The organism is Arthrobacter saudimassiliensis, from assembly GCF_059090665.1.
The window spans coordinates 1106465-1125386 of the sequence record NZ_JBNHFX010000001.1 but is presented as its reverse complement, the minus strand read 5'-3'; the positions used below and the strand labels follow the sequence as shown (position 1 = coordinate 1125386).

Annotated in this window: 17 protein-coding genes and 1 tRNA gene; 11 read left to right on the top strand and 7 right to left on the bottom strand. The window is 70.5% G+C overall.

Annotation, left to right across the window (positions count from 1 at the left end; genetic code table 11):
- Positions 1-294: 294 nt before the first annotated feature.
- Complete coding sequence (locus tag AC5RV6_RS05285; protein ID WP_494006229.1) at positions 295-423, bottom strand: hypothetical protein; 129 nt, start codon at positions 421-423, stop codon at positions 295-297.
- 202 nt (positions 424-625) lie between these two features.
- Here AC5RV6_RS05285 and AC5RV6_RS05280 point away from each other — a divergent pair, with 202 nt between their 5' ends.
- Entirely contained in the window at positions 626-1135 is a 510-nt protein-coding gene (locus AC5RV6_RS05280; RefSeq protein WP_494006228.1) for a TetR family transcriptional regulator, read from the top strand.
- Here AC5RV6_RS05280 and AC5RV6_RS05275 read toward each other — a convergent pair.
- Both AC5RV6_RS05275 and AC5RV6_RS05270 read right to left on the bottom strand, forming a co-directional pair.
- Positions 1071-3341: a glycoside hydrolase family 3 C-terminal domain-containing protein gene (locus AC5RV6_RS05275; RefSeq protein ID WP_494006227.1), complete on the bottom strand. Its 2271-nt coding sequence runs from the start codon at positions 3339-3341 to the stop codon at positions 1071-1073. The two genes, AC5RV6_RS05280 and AC5RV6_RS05275, sit on opposite strands and share 65 nt — an antisense overlap.
- A 152-nt stretch (positions 3342-3493) precedes the next feature.
- Positions 3494-3570, bottom strand: a tRNA-Met gene (locus tag AC5RV6_RS05270).
- A 99-nt stretch (positions 3571-3669) separates the two neighbouring features.
- Here AC5RV6_RS05270 and AC5RV6_RS05265 point away from each other — a divergent pair.
- From AC5RV6_RS05265 to AC5RV6_RS05255, 3 genes are all read left to right on the top strand, one after another.
- Entirely contained in the window at positions 3670-4542 is an 873-nt protein-coding gene (locus AC5RV6_RS05265) for an alanyl-tRNA editing protein (RefSeq protein ID WP_494006626.1), read from the top strand.
- A 171-nt stretch (positions 4543-4713) separates the two neighbouring features.
- On the top strand, positions 4714-6015 hold the full coding sequence (locus tag AC5RV6_RS05260) for an MFS transporter (protein WP_494006226.1): 1302 nt from the start codon (positions 4714-4716) through the stop codon (positions 6013-6015).
- A gap of 171 nt (positions 6016-6186) precedes the next feature.
- A complete protein-coding gene (locus AC5RV6_RS05255) occupies positions 6187-6690 on the top strand; it encodes a nucleoside deaminase (RefSeq protein ID WP_494006225.1) in 504 nt (167 codons plus the stop codon).
- On the opposite strand, the gene AC5RV6_RS05250 is transcribed toward AC5RV6_RS05255, so the two are convergent.
- Positions 6650-7081 carry a GNAT family N-acetyltransferase gene (locus tag AC5RV6_RS05250; RefSeq protein WP_494006224.1) on the bottom strand — a complete coding sequence of 144 codons (432 nt, stop codon included), beginning with the start codon at positions 7079-7081 and terminating at the stop codon, positions 6650-6652. The genes AC5RV6_RS05255 and AC5RV6_RS05250 overlap by 41 nt on opposite strands.
- Before the next feature lie 381 nt (positions 7082-7462).
- On the opposite strand from AC5RV6_RS05250, the gene rlmN reads away from it, so the two are divergent.
- A complete protein-coding gene (rlmN, locus tag AC5RV6_RS05245) occupies positions 7463-8677 on the top strand; it encodes a dual-specificity RNA methyltransferase RlmN (protein ID WP_494006223.1) in 1215 nt (404 codons plus the stop codon).
- Between the two features lie 89 nt (positions 8678-8766).
- Here rlmN and purB read toward each other — a convergent pair whose 3' ends face one another.
- Entirely contained in the window at positions 8767-10194 is a 1428-nt protein-coding gene (purB, locus tag AC5RV6_RS05240; RefSeq protein ID WP_494006222.1) for an adenylosuccinate lyase, read from the bottom strand.
- Between the two features lie 253 nt (positions 10195-10447).
- Here purB and AC5RV6_RS05235 point away from each other — a divergent pair, with 253 nt between their 5' ends.
- Both AC5RV6_RS05235 and AC5RV6_RS05230 read left to right on the top strand, forming a co-directional pair.
- Positions 10448-10741 (top strand): hypothetical protein, encoded by a 294-nt coding sequence (locus AC5RV6_RS05235; RefSeq protein ID WP_494006221.1) that lies wholly within the window; start codon positions 10448-10450, stop codon positions 10739-10741.
- Between the two features lie 22 nt (positions 10742-10763).
- Positions 10764-12068 (top strand): hypothetical protein, encoded by a 1305-nt coding sequence (locus AC5RV6_RS05230; RefSeq protein WP_494006220.1) that lies wholly within the window; start codon positions 10764-10766, stop codon positions 12066-12068.
- On the opposite strand, the gene AC5RV6_RS05225 is transcribed toward AC5RV6_RS05230, so the two are convergent.
- Positions 12040-12444, bottom strand: a complete 405-nt coding sequence (locus AC5RV6_RS05225) for a phage holin family protein (protein ID WP_494006219.1) — start codon at positions 12442-12444, stop codon at positions 12040-12042. The genes AC5RV6_RS05230 and AC5RV6_RS05225 overlap by 29 nt on opposite strands.
- Positions 12445-12558: 114 nt before the next feature.
- Between AC5RV6_RS05225 and AC5RV6_RS05220 the strand changes: the two genes are divergently transcribed.
- The 4 genes from AC5RV6_RS05220 to AC5RV6_RS05205 all read left to right on the top strand — a co-directional run bounded on the left by AC5RV6_RS05220 (position 12559) and on the right by AC5RV6_RS05205 (position 17534).
- Positions 12559-13698, top strand: a complete 1140-nt coding sequence (locus AC5RV6_RS05220) for a histidinol-phosphate transaminase (protein WP_494006218.1) — start codon at positions 12559-12561, stop codon at positions 13696-13698.
- 142 nt (positions 13699-13840) lie between these two features.
- Entirely contained in the window at positions 13841-14992 is a 1152-nt protein-coding gene (gene pdhA / locus AC5RV6_RS05215; protein WP_494006217.1) for a pyruvate dehydrogenase (acetyl-transferring) E1 component subunit alpha, read from the top strand.
- Positions 14989-16008: an alpha-ketoacid dehydrogenase subunit beta gene (locus AC5RV6_RS05210; RefSeq protein ID WP_494006216.1), complete on the top strand. Its 1020-nt coding sequence runs from the start codon at positions 14989-14991 to the stop codon at positions 16006-16008. The genes pdhA and AC5RV6_RS05210 overlap by 4 nt, the downstream gene beginning before the upstream one ends.
- 47 nt (positions 16009-16055) lie before the next feature.
- Positions 16056-17534, top strand: coding sequence for a dihydrolipoamide acetyltransferase family protein (locus AC5RV6_RS05205; RefSeq protein ID WP_494006215.1), 1479 nt, complete (start codon positions 16056-16058; stop codon positions 17532-17534).
- Here AC5RV6_RS05205 and AC5RV6_RS05200 read toward each other — a convergent pair.
- Complete coding sequence (locus AC5RV6_RS05200; RefSeq protein WP_494006214.1) at positions 17531-18835, bottom strand: aminotransferase-like domain-containing protein; 1305 nt, start codon at positions 18833-18835, stop codon at positions 17531-17533. The two genes, AC5RV6_RS05205 and AC5RV6_RS05200, sit on opposite strands and share 4 nt — an antisense overlap.
- Positions 18836-18922: the final 87 nt, after the last annotated feature.

Sequence of the window (18922 nt, the reverse complement as noted above, 5' to 3'; positions counted from 1 at the left end):
CAGGGACCGGCCCGCACGGCCGGACGGCGGCGCGCCGGGCGGGAGAAAGACCGCCCGGCGCGCGCGCATAAACGGCTGGATAATTCCGGCGGCCCCAAGAAATGCACAGCCTGCTGGCTGCCGGTAATTGCAGGCAGGCGGCATAAAGCAAAAACAGAAAAATATCTGCGGAAAACGGCGCACAGAGTGCCGAAAATATGCAGCGGCCCCGCCAGGCTTCAGTCCAAAGCCAGGCGGCGCGGGGGCTGCGACGGGGGTGGCCGCCCGGTGTGGCGACGCCGGGCGGCCGTTCCGTCAGCGCTGGTTCTTGCGGGGCTTGATGATCTCGCTGGTCTCGGCCCTGGCCCGCTTCTCGGCGCGTTTCTCCAGGATCGTGCGGCCGGTCTTCTTGGCTCCGGAACCGCGCGGCGACTTGCCTGCCATCCCAACCAACTCCTTCTGTAGGTCCGTAGTTCGAACCATACCCAAGAAAAAAATAAAAGCCAGCCGCAGGGTGCCCGGGTGCTTTGTGGTGTGATGTGCGCGGCGTTTTTCCCGGCCGGCTGTCTTTTCTCCGGGCGGTTTCCTACGATGGACGGATCAGCTGTCCGCTGAGTTCCAATTCGGGCGGTTTTACGGAGGAAAAATGTTCAGGCCGGGCGCACCCCAGGAAGAGATCGAGCAGGACGTCGAGTCGGTGATCCAACGCCTGGTGGCGGAGCTGGACACCACCGCGCAGCGGGACCCGCATCAGCCCGGGGCAGGGGACCGGGCGTACATCAAGGCCTTCTCCGATGCCCGGGCCAACAGTGATACCGACCAGGTCTCCCTGCTGGCCACGGCCGTGACCCGGCCCCAGCTGGCGGAATCGCTGCTGTACCTGAACCGCAACCTGGACAGCCAGGACCTGGATCCACGCGAACCCGCCGGGCTGATCGGCATTGTCGTGCGGCTGGCGATGGACGGGCTGTGGGTCAGCGACATTCTGGACTCCACCCGCTTCACGGAGGCCCAGCGGCGCCGGATCACGGACCTGCTGACCCGCCTGACCTACGTTGACGACGCCCGGCTCGGGCAGCTGCTCGATGAAATCACGCCTGACGGCTCAGCGCCATCAGCTGCTCAAGCTGGTCCCGGGGAACGGCGGCACCGGTAAAGTTCAGGAACTGGCCCATCGGCATGGAGGAGATCATCTCCAGCAGATCGGCTCCGGCGTCTCCGCTGCCTCCCGGAGCCAGCGCGGCCAGGGCCTGGCGCAGCACCGGTCCCGCGGCCGGATGGGAGAGCCACTCGCCGAGCGTGGAATCAAGATCGAGCGCGGTGTCGGGCCGGTCTCCGTCCAGCTGAAGCTCGGCCTCCGCCACAATCCACGCCGCGCTCTCCCCGATCTGGATCCGGTACCGGCCGCCCGCCACGCGCCAGCCGCCGGCGGGCGTGTCCCAGAACGCGAAGGCGCGGCGGCCCAGGTCCAACCGGATCTCCCGTTCCTCGCCCGGTTCCAGGAACACCTTGGCGAAGGCCCGCAGCTCGCGCTCCGGGCGGCGCACCGGACCGTCCCCGGAGGCCACATAGCACTGCACCACGTGGCCGCCCGCCCGGGTGCCGGTATTGGCCACGCGGAGGCTGACGACGGCGCTGTCCGGGCCCGCCGGGGTCACGGTGAGGGCGGAGGTGCTGAACGTGGTGTAGCTCAGGCCGTGGCCGAAGGGATAACGCACCGCGCGGCCGGCCGTCTCAAAGCCCCGGTAGCCGACCATCACCCCTTCCCCGTACCGGACATGGCCCAGTTCGCCGGGAAAGTTCAGATAGCTGGGGGTGTCCTGCAGGCGCAGCGGAATGGTCTCCGCAAGCCGTCCCGACGGGTTGGCCACACCGAACAGCAGATCCGCCAGGGCGCCGCCGCCGGCCTGGCCCAGCAGCCACCCCTCCAGGATGGCGTCCACCCCGTCATGCCAGCCTTCGAGGCTCACCACCCCGCCGTTGGACAGGACGACGACGGTTCGCGGGGCAGCGGCGGCGACGGCGCGGATCACGCCCACCTGTGCGGCGGGAAGGTCGATCCCGGCGCGGTCCACGCCCTCGGACTCGTCCTGGTCGGCCAGTCCGGCGAACACGACGGCGACGTCGCACCCTTCCGCCGCCGCCGCGGCCTCAGCCGCCAGGGCCGGGGCATCTCCGCCGCCGTCCAGGCTGAATCCCTGCCGGTACTCGACGGCCCCGCCGCGCTCCTCGGCCAGGGTGCGGACGGCCTCCAACGGAACGTCCACCCGGGTGGGGTTGATGTGGGAGCTGCCGCCGCCCTGGAAGCGCGGCGCCACGGCGAACTCGCCGACCACCAGCAGCCGCTGCGGCCCGTCCAGCGGGAGCACGCCGTCGTTCTTCAGCAGCACCGCGCAGCCTGCGGCCAGGTCGCGGGCCAGCCTATGGTGGGCGTCGACGTCGAAGGCACCCTCGGGTTCCCGGGCCAGCGCGGCCAGGGCCGCTGCCCGGGCGGCGGCGGCGTCGACCACAGCTTCATCCAGGTGCCCGTCCCGGACGGCGCGGACCACCTCGGCGTCGCCCAGCCCGCCGTTGCCGGGCATCTGCAGATCCAGGCCGGCCGCGAGCGCGGCGACGCGGTCCGCGACCGCGCCCCAGTCCGAGACCACGGCACCGGTGAAGCCCCACTCCCGGCGCAGCACCGTGGTCAGCAGCCAGGGATTCTGCGAGGAGTAGACGCCGTTGATCCGGTTGTAGGAGCACATCACGGTGGCCGGGGCGGCGGTGCGGACGATGTGCTCGAACGCGGCCAGGTAGATTTCGCGCAGCGTCCGCTCGTCCACATCGGCGCTGATCCGCATCCGCTCGGTTTCCTGGTTGTTCGCCGCGAAGTGCTTCACCGAGGCGCCGACACCGCGTTCCTGCAGCCCGGCCACGTGGGCCGCCCCCAACCGTCCCGAGAGCAGCGGGTCTTCGCTGTAGTACTCGAAGTTGCGTCCGCACAGGGGAGAGCGCTTGATGTTCACGCCCGGACCCAGCACGATGCCGACACCGAGGGCACGCGCCTCCTCGCCGACGGCGGCGCCCAGCCGGCGCGCTACGTCGGGATCCCAGCTGGAGCCCACGGCGACGGCGGGCGGGAAGCAGGTCGCCGGTGCACTGCGGTTCAGGCCCAGATGGTCGGCGGCGCCGGTCTGCAGCCGCACCCCGTGCGGGCCGTCGGTCATCACGACCGAGCCGATTCCGGCTTCCGGCAGGGCCTTGGTGGACCAGAAGTCCCGGCCGGAAAGCAGTGACGCCTTCTGCTCCAGGGACAGGGCGGACACGTCCACGGGCTGGTGCGGCGCGGCGGGCGGCTGGCCGGGGTCGGCTGAATCGGGCATGGTGCTCCTCAGCGAAGGGGACCGTTCAGGCCACTGAGTAAACCATTGATCAGGCGGCGGCGGCAGCCCCGGGCCGGGACGGCGGGAGCCGGGGCCGCCGGGGCAAAACAAAAACGGTCCCGACCGGATGTACCAGTCGGAACCGTTTTTCTTGGTTGCGGGGGCAGGATTTGAACCTGCGACCTCTGGGTTATGAGCCCAGCGAGCTACCGAACTGCTCCACCCCGCGGCGTGATATCCACTCTACAGCAGGGCAGCGGAAACCTCGAATCGTGTGGCCTGATTCACAACCTTCCGCTCGCGGGTTCGCTACGCTGGCCGCGTGACTATGCCCTGCCGTGACACCCAGGTCAGCTATCCCGACGGCGCCACCGACGGATCATCAACCGTGCTCCATGTGGAGGCGCTTCCCGACGGCCGGCAGGCCGTGCTGCTCGAGGCGACGCCGGTGCACCCGGTGGACTTCGCGTGGCCGGACCAGGGCGCGGACCGGGCCTGGCTGCAGATCGGCGGCGATCAGGTGCCCGTGCTCGACTGTGTGGTCGGTGCCGTGGCGGACGGCCGGCTGCATCTGGGCGGGGCCATTCCGGTCAGGAAGGGCACCGAAGGGTGGGCGTTCGTGGTCGCGCACATCGTGGGCCCGGAGGCGGCCGTCGAGGAGGGCGGCGTCGTCGGCGTCCAGGTCGACGCCTCCCACCGCGCCGCCCTGTCCGCCGGGCATACCGGCTGCCACCTCGCATCGCTGGCCCTGAACCGGGAACTGGCCGGGGCCTGGCGGAAGGACGTGCCGCTCGACGCCGCCGGGCATCCCAACTTCGATGCGCTGGCCATTGACACCTCCACGATCCTGCCCGACGGCTCCCGGGACGTGTACCGGCTGGGCAAATCCCTGCGGCGCAGGGGATTCCAGCCGGAGGAGCTCCTCGGCCGGCTGGAGGACATCACGGACCGCGTCAACGCCGTCCTGGCCCGGTGGACGGCATCCCAGGCAGCCGTGGCGGTCGAGCGCGAGGGCGGCAGGGGCCTGACCGACCTGCGCCGCTGGACCTGCGCCCTGCCGGAGGGAACCGTGTCCATTCCATGCGGCGGAACGCACGTCGCCTCCCTGGCTGACCTTTTGGAGGTCAGGGTGCACCTGCAGGCCGAGGAAGCGGCCGGGGCAGTCGTCGTCACCATGGATACCCGCAGCCCCCGCCGCTGAGGCCTGGCTGCGCGCAGCCGCCCGTCCGCTGCCGACCCCCGAACCCGGTGGACGGAGGACTCCGTCCCTGTGACGCGGGAAGCCGACGCGTTTTGGCCCGTCTCCGCCGTCCGCCTTAGCGTGGTCCTCCTGAAAGCCCGCCGGCAGCCCATGCCCGGGGGAAAGGACAGCGTGAGAACAGCAGATACCGGTTCGAGGCCGGCAGCGCCGGGAAACGGCACGCCCGGTGCACCCGAAAGCGCGGAACGCGGGCCACGGACCGGCCGCCGACCCGCCGTCGCCCGCCGCGCCGGCGTCCGCAGGGGCGGACTCTACCTGGGCCTGTGCATCGTGCTGATCGGGCTGAACCTGCGCACCGTGTTCTCCAGCTTCTCCGCCGTCCTGGCGGAGATCACCGCGGCCACGGGCATGCCTGCCCCGCTGGTGACCGTCCTGACCACGATGCCGGTGCTGCTGCTGGGCGCGGTCGCTCCCGCCGCGCCGCCCCTGGCCCGCCGATTCGGCATCGAACGGATCATCCTGGCGGCCATGCTGCTGCTCGCCGCCGGGCTCGCCGTGCGCGGTACGGGTGCCTTCCCGGCCATGCTGGCGGGCACCGCGGCCGCCGGGGCCGGGATCGGCGTCGTCAACGTCCTGCTTCCCACCCTGGTCAAGCGGGACTTCCAGCACCGGGTGGGACTGATGAGCGGGCTCTACACCGGCGCCATCTGCGCCGCAGCCGCGCTCGGCGCCGGTTTCACGCAGCCGCTGCTGCAGGCCACCGGCTCCTGGCAGGGGGCGCTGCTGTTCTGGGCGCTGCCGGCCGCCGTCGTCGTGCTGGTCTTCGCGCCGCTGGCGCTGGCGCGGCCGCCGGTCCCGGCCGGCACCGCCACCGCGGCACCCGTGTCCGTCTGGCGCTCGCCGACCGCCTGGCAGATCACCGCGTTCATGGCCCTGCAGGCCATGATGTCCTTCAGCGTTTTCGCCTGGCTGGCACCGATCCTGCGGGACCGCGGCATTGACGGCGGAACGGCGGGCTGGGTCGTCGCAGCGTCCATTGTGGTCCAGGTGGGCGGTTCGTTCCTGGCCCCGCCGCTCGCCGCCAGGCTGCGGAGGCAAAGCTGGCTCAACGCAGCCATCGCGCTGCTGACCGGCGCGGGCTTCGCGCTGTGCATCTTCGGGCCGGTCCAGCTGATCTGGCTCTGGGCCGCGATGCTGGGCGTCGGCCAGGGCAGCCTCACCGCCCTGGCCCTGACCCTGATCGTGCTGCGCACCCGCGGCGCGGACACCGCGGCCCGGCTCTCCGGAATGATGCAGTGCATCGGTTACGGGGTCGGATCCTCCGGAACGCTGCTGGTGGGCCAGCTCCACGCGGCCACCGGCTCCTTCGTGCCGGCCGGGGCGATGTTCCTGGCCATCGGCGCCGCGGCCGCCGTCTTCGGTTTCCTGGCCGGCCGCGACCGGTACGTGGGGGAGGACGGGCGGCAGGCCTGACGGCGGCAGGATTGTCACAATCCTTCGCCGGGCCTCGGCGGCCGCGGGAAGCGGTGTTACTGTCGCTGTGCAAAGGCGGGCGCGGCACGGCCGCGCTATCCACCTGGCGTCCACCTGCAGATCCGCACGGTCCACGCCGGACCGGAGCGCCGGCACCAAGGGGAGCCCCACATGAACACTGCCGACACCGCCACCCGCACCGGAGATGAAGCCCGCTGGCTGGCCCGGGCCGTCGACCTCGCCACCCGCAACGTCGCCGACAACGGGGGTCCCTTCGGAGCCGTGATCGTCACCGCGGACGGGCGGGCCTTCGACGGCGCGAACCGCGTCACCGCCAACAACGACCCCACCGCGCACGCGGAAGTCACCGCCATCCGCAACGCCTGCGCGGCGCTGGGCACCTTCGACCTCAGCGGCGCGGTGCTCTACACGAGCTGCGAACCCTGCCCGATGTGCCTGGCGTCCTCGCTCTGGGCGCGCCTGGACCGGGTGGTCTTCGCCGCAGACCGGCATGACGCCGCCCGGGCAGGCTTCGACGACGCCGAGTTCTACGAGTACTTCGAAACGCCGGTGGAGGAGCGCGCCCTGCAGGTCACCCGGATGGGGTTGGCCGACGACGCCGCCCAGGCGCCCTTTACGGCCTGGAAGGGAGTCGACGGCCGCGTCGACTACTGAACGGCCGCCTGCCGGCGGGCAGGCCGCGGCGCGGCTTATCCCGGCGGGTGTGGCAGCACGGCCCGCAGCCCCGCTCCGATGTCCTTGGCGTAGCAGACCGACCCCGGGGCGTGGGCATAGGGTCCGTAACCCGGGACCATCCGGTATCCGGCCGTCTCGTAGAACCGCTTGCCGTCCGGCTGGGCGGAGCCGGCCTCGGCCGTGACGGTCCGGTAGCGGCCTGCCAGGCGTGGGCTTCCAGGGCGGCGAGGATCGACGTCGCCACCCGGGAGCCGCGCGCATAGGGCAGCACATACAGCCGCTTGACCTCCGCTGTCGTTTCATCGACCCGGCGCAGCCCGCCGCAGCCCAGCGGCTGGCCGTTGGAGCGGGCGTAGGCGATGAAGAACACCTCATGGTCCTGCTCGGACGGCGGCGCCGGATCATGCCGGGCGGTTCCGAACCGGGAGTCCAGCTCGGCCTGCTGCGCGGCCCGCAAATCCGCGCCGACCGGGTTGGACCAGGGGACTTTCCGCAGCCGCAGCGGAGGCGCCGCGTCAAAGGAACCGGACAAGGGGGCCTCCCGGGGCAGATGGGGCAGGGTTCCCGGCGGCCGGTGGATCCGGCCGCTTTCGGCCAGCCTAGGCACGGCCGGTTACCCCCGTGTTTCCGCCCCGTGGCGGGCAGGCAACGGTTCCGTTCCAACGGATGACGGGCCGCGCTGCAGGACCCGGCTGTGGTGTTCCTGACACCCTCTGCTGCCGATTGGACAGGCGTGCCACAATAGGTGCTGATGCCTTCCCCCAACATTTCCCCCGCGAACAACCGTGCCCAGGTGCGCCCCGCCACCGAAGGGTGGCAGCAGGCGACTGCCGCGGACGGACGGCCGCTCCTGCAGTTCAAGTCCTCGCCGCGCGTGTCCCAGCCGCCGAAGCACCTGGCGGACATGACGCTGGCCGAGCGCCAGGACAAGCTCAAGGAGCTGGGCCTGCCGGCCTTCCGCGCCAAGCAGCTGTCAGTGCACTACTTCCAGCACTACACCACCGACCCCGAGGCGATGAGCGACCTGCCCAAGGCCGGCCGCGCCGAGCTGGTCGAGGCGATGTTCCCGAAGCTGCTCACCGAGGTGAAGCGGCTGACCACCGACAACGGCGACACCATCAAGTTCCTGTGGCGCCTGTTCGACGGCTCGCTCGTCGAGTCGGTGCTGATGCGCTACCCGGGCCGGGTCACCCTCTGCGTGTCCAGCCAGTGCGGCTGCGGCATGAACTGCCCGTTCTGCGCCACCGGCCAGGCCGGGCTGACCCGGAACATGTCCACCGCCGAAATCCTGGATCAGATTGTCCAGGCCAACCGGGTGATCGCCGAAGGCGGCCTCGGCGGCGGCCGGCGCGACGGCGGCCACGACGCCGAGCGGGTCACCAACATCGTCTTCATGGGCATGGGCGAGCCGCTGGCGAACTACAAGCGGGTCATGAACGCGGTGCACCGCATGGTGGACGAGGCCCCCGAGGGCCTGGGCATGAGCGCCCGCGGCATCACGGTCTCCACCGTGGGCCTGGTGCCTGCGATCAACAAGCTCGCGGATGAGAAGCTGCCGTTCACCTTTGCCCTGAGCCTGCATGCGCCGGACGATGAGCTGCGCGATGAGCTCATTCCGGTCAACTCGCGCTGGAAGGTGGACGAGGCGCTCGACGCCGCGTATGGCTACTACCGGGCCACCGGACGCCGCGTCTCCATCGAGTACGCGCTGATCAAGGACATGAACGACCACGCCTGGCGGGCCGATCTGCTGGCCAGGAAGCTGAACTCCCGCGGCCGCGGCTGGGTGCACGTGAACCCGATTCCGCTGAACCCGACGCCCGGCTCCATCTGGACCTCCTCCGATCCCGACGTCACCCGCGAGTTCGTGGCCAGGCTGAACGACGCCGGCATTCCGACCACCCTGCGCGACACCCGCGGCAAGGAGATCGACGGCGCCTGCGGCCAGCTCGCCGCGGCCGAGTAGCGCTTCGGGCGGCTGATACGACAACGACGGCGGCGGGCCGGGTCCAATGGATCCGGCCCGCCGCCGTCGTCGGTGCGGGCTGTGCGGCCCTACTTCTTCAGGTGGTCCACCAGCGCGTCGGCGATGCCGGTGTAGCCGCCGGGGGTGAGGTCCAGCAGCCGCTGCTGCGCGGCGTCGGACAGGCCCAGCCCGGAGACGAACTCGCGCATGCGGTCGGCGTCCACACGGTGGCCGCGGGTCAGTTCCTTCAGCCGCTCGTACGGGTTCTCCATGCCGGGGACGCCGGCGACGGCCTCGGCCCGCATGACCATCTGGATGGCCTCGCCGAGCACCTCCCAGTTCGTGTCCAGGTCCGCCGCCAGGACGTCCGCGGCGACGTCGAGCCGGTCCAGGCCCTTGGCGACGTTGGAGACGGCCAGCATCGAGTGGCCCAGGGCCACGCCGATGTTGCGCTGCGATGAGGAGTCGGTGAGGTCGCGCTGCCAGCGGGAGGTGACCAGCGTGGCGGCAAGGGTGTCCAGCAGGCCGTTGCTGATCTCGAGGTTCGCCTCGGCGTTCTCGAACCGGATCGGGTTCACCTTGTGCGGCATGGTGGAGGAGCCGGTGGCCCCGGCCACCGGGATCTGCGCGAAGTAGCCGATCGAGATGTAGCTCCACACATCGGTGCAGAAGTTGTGCAGGATCCGGTTGAACCGGGCGATGTCGGCGTAGAGCTCGGCCTGCCAGTCGTGGGATTCGATCTGGGTGGTCAGCGGGTTCCAGGTCAGGCCCAGGTGCTCCACGAAGGTGCGGGCCACCTGCTGCCAGTCCACGCCCGGGACGGCCACGGTGTGCGCGGCGTAGGTTCCGGTGGCCCCGTTGATCTTGCCCAGGTATTCGGTGCGTTCGATGCGGTCCAGCTGGCGGGTGAGCCGGTGCGTGGTGACCGCGAGTTCCTTGCCCAGGGTGGTGGGGGTGGCGGGCTGGCCGTGCGTGCGGGAGAGCATGGGCACGTCCCGGTTTTCCTCGGCCATCGCGGCGATCTGCGCCACCATCGCGCGGGCGGCCGGCAGCCACGCCTGCTCGACGGCGCCCTTGACGCCGAGGGCGTAGGAGAGGTTGTTGATGTCCTCGGAGGTGCAGCCGAAGTGCACCAGGGGAGTCAGGTGCTCCAGGCCCAGGGCGGGCAGCCGCCGGCCGATGAAGTACTCGACGGCCTTCACATCGTGCACGGTCTGCCGCTCGATCTCGGCCAGCTCCGTGACGGAGTTGCCGTCAAAGGAGGCAACGATTTCGCGCAGGCCCTGGACCTGCTCATCGGTGAGCGGCCGGGTACCGGGAAGGACCGAGTTGGCGGTCAGATGGATCAGCCACTCCACCTCCACATGGGTCCGGTCGCGGTTCAGCGCGGCTTCGGAGAGGTAGTCCACCAGCTCTGCGGTGGCGGCGCGGTAGCGGCCGTCCAGCGGGCCCAGCGCGATGGCGGGGACCACGGAGGCGAGGGACACACGGGAGGCGGGAGCAGGAGTTTCGGCCATGGCCACAATTCTTCCACGGACGACGACGGCGCCCGCTTCCGTGACGGGTCCGCCTCCTGGAAGGGCTTGTGCTTCCGTAACGCCGGGTGCCGGCGCCGTGCCTGGAGCGGCCGGCCGGGGCATGCGTCCCGGGCTGGGGCACTTGTCCTCCACGGCAGGCGGCACGACCGTGGTTATCCCCGCGCAGGCAAACCGGCCGCCGTCCTACGGAGCCGGGACCTAGCGTTTACGCAGCACAACGAAGGGGGAGGCCGTGTACGGCTTGTGGGACACGGAATGGGGCTGGCCGGCGGGGCCGGGCGGCTTCGGCAACGGCGCGGCCATCACCGCCCTGGCTCAGGAGCTGGATGCCGCTGCCGGAGAGGCCGACCGGTTGGCTGCCGAGGTCCGCCGAGAGAACGACGTCCGCTGGCACTCGGAGGCAGCGGAGGCTTTCCGGGACAAGCTGGCCGAGTCCGTAGCCGCCGTCCGGGCCGCCGCAGATGCGCTGCAGGCTGCCTCTGCGGCGGTTCATGCCTACGCCCAGGCAGCGGAGGGCCCGGGCTAGGGCCGCGGGAACGAGGAATGTGATGAGCGATTACCGGGTAAAGGGCGGGAGCGGCGGCCTGACCGTCGAGTACGAAGAACTGAGCGCTTCCTCCCACCGTCTTCGGGAGGCGGCGGAGCAACTGGACGAGCAGGCGCGGCAGCTGCGGCGCGCGGCCGTGGTGCTCACCGGACCGGCGCCGGTCGATGCGGTGGGAGCGCGGTTGAATGCGAGTTCCGTCGTGGGCATGGCACTGGAGGACATGCGGTTGGCCTCCGAGCACCTCGAACGGACGTCCGCCGGCGTCACCGAAAGCGTCAGCAACTACCTGGAGACGGAAGGGGTGGTCGGCAGGGCCTGGTTCGGCACGGGCGGGGCAGGCTTCGACTCGCCCCGGTACTTTCCCCAGCTGCAGCCGGAGACGCAAACCGTCGAGGTTGAGGCCTCATTGTCGGGCCTCGTCGACAGGCTTCGCAAGCTGCAGGAATCCGGGACCAGGGACGAGTTCGAGGTGCTGCGCGTTGAACGGCCGGACGGAACTGGGGTGTACCTGGTGAGCCTTCCCGGTACCCAGATGGGGTCCGAGGTGTTCGGCGTGGATGGATTGCGGGAGGCGGCCCTGCGCGACAGCGAAGGCGTATCGGCCGCCGTCGCCGAGGCCCTTCGCCAGGCAGGCGCGGCGGCAGGCGACGCAGTGATCCTCAGCGGTTACAGCCAGGGCGGCATCCATGCGGCGGCAGCGGCGGGGGTGCTGGACGGACAGGGTTTCAACGTGGAGCAGGTGGTCACCATCGGGTCGCCGATCTCAGGCATCGACCTGCCGGAGTATACGCAGGCCATTCACCTGGAGAACGCCGACGACTGGGTGCCCGGGTTGGACATGGCCACCAACCGCGACGACGGAAACACGGTCACCGTCTGGCGTGGCGGCCCCATGCTGCCGGCCCCGGAAGGGCAGGGTGCACTCGGTGACTCCCACTGGTTCGCCAACTATGAGCAGACCGCACGGATCGTGGACGCGGCGCCCGAACAGTCGGTAAAGGACTCGCTCGATCACTTGGAAAGCGTGATGGCCGGGTCCGCCGTTATTGCGGGCGCAGCCGGGCGGACGGCCGGGAGGGAGGACGGCAGGGCAGCACTCCCGGGCCGATCGACGCAGGTGAAGCTCGTCCCCATGCGTCCCGGCAACGAGGTGGGCAGGGCGAAGGATCCGCTGGTCCCGCTGTCCCGCAGCGGAGCCGGGGCCACTGACCGCCCCGCCTCGGGCAGCGATCCCGCCCGAAAGGCGGCCCGGCAGCCGGACAGCGAAGCGGGCCGCGTCAGCGGCGCGCGCCGGTCACCGCACTGAGCACGGTGGAGACGAGGCTGATGATCAGGGCCGCGAGGATCGCCTGCCAGAAGAAGTCGGTGATTTCCAGGTGGATGGGGGTGTGGCTGGACAGCCAGGACGTGAGCATCAGCATGGCCGCGTTGATGATCACGGTGAACAGGCCCAGGGTGAGGATGGTCAGCGGCAGCGAGAGCAGCTTCACCACCGGGCGCACCAGGGCGTTGACCACCCCGAATATGAAGCCGACGAACAGGTACGCAATGATCAGGTCCGCGGTGGGGTTGCCGGTCAGCGGGCCGCTGCTGGCAGTAATGTCCATGCCCGGCAGCAGCCAGGCGGCAACCCACAGGGCCAGGGCGTTGACGACGATCCGCAGAAGGAACATGCACCCCATGCTGGCACAACAAAACGTCTTTGCGGCAGCAGTAGTTCGATCCAGTGGTCCACTACCCGCCGGGGAACGTGACACAGGACACGGGCCGCAGGGTGCGGGGACTACATTTAATCCATGACCACTACCGAAAACGACTTCAACGACGCCGAAGTTGAAGCCCCCGAGATCACGCCGCGCCCGGTCGTCGGCGCGCTGCCGCAGTACAAGGCCGGCAAGCCGCCGGCAGTGATTGAAGGGCTGCAGGCCTACAAGCTGTCCTCCAATGAGAACCCCTTCCAGCCGCTGCCTTCCGTGCTGGAGGCCATCCGCGGGCAGGAAAGCGTGAACCGGTATCCCGATCCGCTGGCCAGCGTCCTGCGCGCCGAACTGGCAGCGTTCCTCGACGTTCCCGCCGAGGACATCGTCACCGGGGCCGGCAGCCTTGGGGCCCTCAACCAGCTGCTGTCCACCTTCGCCGGCCGGAACGACGACGGGACCGCCGACGAGGTGGTCTACCCCTGGCGCTCCTTCGAGGCCTACCCGATCAGCGTCGGCCTGGCCGGAGCCCGCAGCGTCCAGGTGCCCCTGAACGAAGACGGCACCCACGACCTGGAGGCGATGGCGGCGGCCGTCACCGACCGCACCAAGATGGTCCTGCTCTGCACGCCCAACAACCCCACCGGGCCGGTGCTGAGCACCGCCCAGGTCGAAGACTTCCTCGCGAAGATTCCCGCCAACGTCATTGTGGTGATCGACGAGGCGTACGAGGACTTCGTGCGCGATCCCGGCGCCGTGGACGGCGTCGACGTCTACCGCCGGCACCGCAACGTCGTGGTGCTGCGGACCTTCTCCAAGGGAGCCGGCCTGGCCGGGCTGCGGGTTGGCTACTCCATCTCCCACCCGGAAGTCACCCGCTACCTGCGGATCACCGCCACCCCCTTTGCGGTCTCCCAGATCGCCGAACACGCCGCCGTCGCCTCCCTGCGTCACCACGACGAACTTGTGGAAAGGACACAAGCGCTGGTCGAGGAGCGCACCCGGGTCGTCAACGGGCTGAAGGAGCTGGGCTGGTTCGTGCCGCAGGCCGAGGGCAACTTCGTGTGGCTCGCCCTCGGCGAGAATACTCCCGAGTTTGCAGTGCTGGCCGAACAGCAGGCCCTGGCCGTCCGGGCCTTCGGCACCGAGGGCGTCCGGGTCACCATCGGCGAGGAGGAAGCCAACAGCCGCTTCCTCGCTCTCTGTGCGACCTATACAAAAGGACCGCGGGTTTCCTAGCGGGTAGTCAACACGGGCCGCTTCCCGGCCCTCGCTAGGCTGTGAGAAGAACCTTCCACATATATGCTGAATCGGGAATGTATTCCGACAAAGGCATATCTCTAGCGGGGGCCGGTCAGCCGGCCTTGGCGAGGAGCGGCCCATGGACACGCAGTATTCCCCCCTGCCCGACGCGCCGGCGGAGACGACGGACGCGCAGATGCTGCAGCTGCTGACCCCGGACGGTGAGCTGCTCGGAAACGAAACCTTCGCGCCCTACCTGGGCACGCTCGACGGCGACCGGCTCCGGGCCATGTACCGGGACATGCACCTGATCCGACGCTTCGACCAGGAAGCAACCGCCCTGCAGCGCCAGGGCGAACTGGTCATGTGGGTGCCGCTGGCCGGCCAGGAGGCCGCACAGATCGGATCCGGCCACGCGCTGGCGGCCGACGACTACGTCTTCCCCACCTACCGTGAGCACGGCGTCGCGCTGACCCGCGGCCTGCAGCTGTCCAGCCTGCTGCGCCGCTTCCGCGGCATCAGCCACGGCGGCTGGGATCCGAGGGAGACCAACTTCCACCTGTACACGCTGGTGCTCGCCGCCCAGGTTCCGCACGCCGTCGGCTACGCCATGGGCATGGCCCGCGACCGGGCCGCCGACCCGTCCGTCCCCGAAGCGGCCACGGTGGCCTACTTCGGCGACGGCGCCAGCTCCGAAGGCGACGTTCACGAGGCGATGGTGTTCGCCGCCTCCTACAACGCGCCGGTGGTCTTCTTCTGCCAGAACAACCACTGGGCCATCTCGGTGCCGACCGAGGTCCAGACCCGCGTGCCCCTCGCCCGGCGGGCACAGGGCTACGGCTTCCCGGGGCTGAGGGTAGACGGCAACGACGTGCTCGCCGTGCACGCCGCCACGCGCTGGGCCCTGGAACAGGCCCGTTCCGGAGCGGGCCCCGTGCTGATCGAGGCATTCACCTACCGTATGAGCGCCCACACCACGGCGGACGACCCCACCAAGTACCGGCTCAGCGAGGAGGAGCAGGCCTGGGTGGGCCGCGACCCGCTGTCCCGGATGGAAAAGCACCTGCGTTCCGCGGGCCTGGCCGACGACGACTGGTTCGCCCGGCTGGCCGCCGAAGGCGACGCCATGGCGTCGGCCCTGCGCAGCGACGTCCAGGCCATGGAGGCGCCGTCCTTCGAGGACGCCTTCGCCCACGTGTACGCCGAGGCCCACCCCCTTGTTCAGGAGGAGCTGGACTTCCACCGCCGGTACGAGGCCGGCTTCGTCGACCCCGAGGAGGCCCGCGCATGAGCGCCGACGTCCGGACCGCCCCCGCCGAGGGCATCCCTTCGGTCCGCACCATGACCCTGGCCAAGGCCATCAACGCCGGGCTGCGCGACGGCCTGGCGGCGGATCCGAAGGCCCTGCTGATGGGTGAGGACATCGGCCCCCTGGGCGGCGTCTACCGCGTCACCGAGGGCCTGTCCGCCGAGTTCGGCCCGCAGCGGGTCATGGACACGCCGCTGGCCGAGTCCGGCATCGTGGGCACCGCCATCGGCCTCGCCCTGCGCGGCCACCGGCCGGTCTGCGAAATCCAGTTCGACGGCTTCGTGTTCCCGGCCTTCAACCAGATCACCACCCAGCTGGCCAAGATGCACTCCCGCAGCGACGGCGCGCTGTCCGCCCCCGTGGTCATCCGCATTCCCTACGGCGGCGGCATCGGGTCCATCGAGCACCACAGCGAGTCACCCGAGGCCCTCTTCGCCCACACCGCCGGCATCCGCATCATCACGCCGTCCAGCCCGCAGGACGGCTACTGGATGATCCGGCAGGCGATGACCGGAAGCGATCCGGTGATCTTCTTCGAACCCAAGCGCCGTTACTGGCTCAAGGGCGAGGTGGACACCTCCGCGCCGGCGTCGGACCCGTGGACCGCCCAGGTGCTGCGCAGCGGCACCGACGCCACGATCGCCGCCTACGGGCCGTTGGTCCCGGTGGCCCTCGCGGCCGCCAATGCCGCGGCCGAGGACGGCCGCAGCGTGGAGGTGGTGGACCTGCGCTCCATCTCCCCGATCGACTTCGACACGCTCACCGAATCGGTGCGCCGCACCGGCCGGCTGATCATCGCGCACGAGGCCCCGACCTTCGGCGGGATCGGCGGCGAGATCGCCGCGCGGATCACCGAGCGGGCCTTCCTCTCGCTGGAGGCCCCGGTGCTGCGGGTGGGCGGGTTCCACATGCCCTACCCGGTGGCCAAGGTCGAGGACAGCTACCTGCCCGACCTGGACAAGCTGCTGGACGCCCTGGACCGTTCCTTCGCCTACTAGCTTCCGCCCGGCCGCCGACACCCTTCCACAGCCAGAAAACGAGAACCATGACTGACCAGACCTTCAGCCTTCCCGACGTCGGCGAGGGCCTCACCGAGGCCGAGATCGTGCAGTGGAAGGTCAAGCCCGGCGACCGGGTGTCCATCAACGACGTGATCGTGGAGATCGAGACCGCCAAGTCCCTGGTGGAGCTGCCCAGCCCGCACGCCGGCGTCGTCAGCTCCCTGCTGGTGAAGGAGGGCGAGACCGTCGACGTGGGCACGCCCATCATCGCCGTCCGCCCGGACGGTGCGGCTGCCGGGACAGTGCCCGACGGCGGCGCGGCGGTGCCCGGCGAACCCTCCACTCCGCCGGTGGTTCCGGCCCCGGCGGCCGACGACGCGCAGCCGGCCTCCTCGCTGACCGGCACCGGGCCCAAGGCCGACGCCGTCAAGCGCCGGCCCAGGCGCCGCAACGCCGCTCCGGCCGCCGACGCCGTTCCGGCCGCCGCTGCTTCCGGGGCTGTGGCCGCCGCCGCCGATACAGCTGTCTCCGATACGGCCGCCGCGGCCGGCCGCCGTACGGAGGCCCGGGCGCAGGTGGCTGCCGCCGGGGCCCAGGTGGCGGCGGCAGGGGCAGCCGTGCAGGACAGGGTGAACCAGCTGCTGCAGCGGGTGCTGGCCAAGCCGCCGGTCCGCAAGGCCGCGAAGGACCTGGGCATCGACCTGGCCGAGGTGCCCGGCACCGGCGCCGGGGGAGAGGTGACGAAGCAGGACCTGCTCAGCTACCAGGCCCAGCGCGAATCCGAGCAGGACGCCGCAGACACCTTCTGGACCCCGGCCGGCACGCCCAAGCGCCGCCGGATCGAGCGGGTTCCGGTGCGCGGGGTGCGCAAGGCGACGGCCAAGGCGATGGTGCAGAGCGCGTTCAGCGCCCCGCACGTGAGCATCTTCGTGGATGTCGATGCCTCCCGCACCATGGAGTTCGTCAAGCGGCTCAAGGCCTCCCGCGACTTCGAGGGCATCAGGGTCTCGCCGCTGCTGATCCTGGCCAAGGCCGTGATCTGGGCCGCCGCCCGCAACCCCTCGGTCAACGCCACCTGGGCCGGCGACGAAATCCACGTCAAGCACTTCATGAACCTGGGCATCGCCGCCGCCACCCCGCGCGGGCTGATGGTGCCCAACATCAAGGACGCACAGGACCTGTCCCTGAAGGAGCTGGCGGTGGCCCTGAACGAGCTGGCGGCCACGGCCCGCGCCGGGCGCACCAAGCCGGCGGACATGCAGGGCGGCACGCTGACCATCACCAACATCGGCGCTCTCGGCATCGACACCGGCACGCCGATCATCAACCCGGGTGAAGTCGCCATCGTCGCCTTCGGCACGGTCAAGCAGAAACCCTGGGTGCTCGACGGCGAGGTGCTGCCGCGCTGGGTGACCACCCTGGGCGGGTCCTTCGACCACCGGGTGGTGGACGGGGACCTTTCCGCCCGGTTCATGGCCGACGTCGCGGCCATCCTGGAGGAGCCGGCGCTGCTGCTGGACTAGGCCTGCCCGGCCGGGGCCGCGTCCACCGCGCGGCGGATAATCGGGGCCAGCCGGCGCACGCCCTCGGCGATGTCCTCGGGGGAGACCCCGGAGAACGCCAGGCGCAGCGTGGACGCGGGCTCGTCCGACGGCGTGAAGGCGGCTCCGGGCACGAATACCACGCCGGCCTCCACGGCCTCAGCCAGCAGCGGATAGGTGTCCACGCCGTCGGGCAGGGTGAGCCAGACGAAGAACCCGCCGTCGGGCTCCGTCCAGGACACGCCCGGGGGCATCTGCCCGCTCAGTGCAGCCAGCATGGCGGCGCAGCGCTCCGCATACAGGGCACGTGAGGCCTGCAGCTGCGCCCGCCAGTCGTAGTCCCGGAAATAGGCGGTCACCAGCATCTGGTTCAGCGGCGACGGGCACAGGACCACGGCCTCGCAGGCCAGGTAGAAGCGGCGGAACAGGTGCCGCGGCACCAGGGCCCAGCCCAGCCGGACCCCGGGGGCAAAGATCTTGGAGAACGAGCCGAGGTACAGCACGTCGTCGGGGTTGCCCGCCCGCATCGGCGCCAGCGGATGGCCGTCGAACCGGAGCAGTCCGTAGGGGTTGTCCTCGAGGACGAGAATGCCGTGGTCCCGGCAGATGTCCACGATCTGCTGCCGTCGTCCGGCGGTCATGGTGATGCCGCTGGGGTTGTTGAAGCTGGGAATCGTGTACAGGAGCTTGATGCGCCGTCCGGCGGCCTCCAGCTCCCGGATCCGCTCCGCCAGGCGCTCCGGAACGAGCCCCTCGGCGTCGGTCTCCACCGGCTGCAGGTCCACCTGGTAGGCCTCGAAGGAGTTCAGGGCGCCCACATAGGTGGGGTCCTCGCAGAGCACGACGTCGCCGGGATCGCAGAAGACCTTCCCCGCCACGTCCTGCGCCGCCTGCGAACCGGTGGTGATGACGATGTCCTCGGGATCGGCGTCGGTGATGCCTTCCTCGGCCATGATCTCGCAGGCGAGCCTGCGCAGCTCGTCCGTTCCGCGGCCGCCGCCGTACTGGAGCGCTTCCAGGCCGTGCCCGCGGATCAGGTCCGCGGCCGTGGCGGCCAGGTCGTCAAGGGGCAGGGAGCGCAGGTACGGGCTGCCGCCGGCCAGGGAGATGAGCCCGGGCCGGATGGAGATGTCGAAGACGTCGCGGACCGCGGACTGCTTGATGTGGTGCGCGCGCTGCGAGAACAGCTGCTCATGCCGGTGGGCTGCCTCCGCCCGTTCCAGTGCCACCTCGGTCTCGGCGGCCAGCTCCACGGATTCCGATGCGTTCGTCGACGAAGTCATTCCCACATGATAGTTCCCGCGGTTCACCGGCAGGCACCGCCTGTTGACCTCTCGGTGCTACGCCGGCCGCGGCACGGGCGCGTCCTG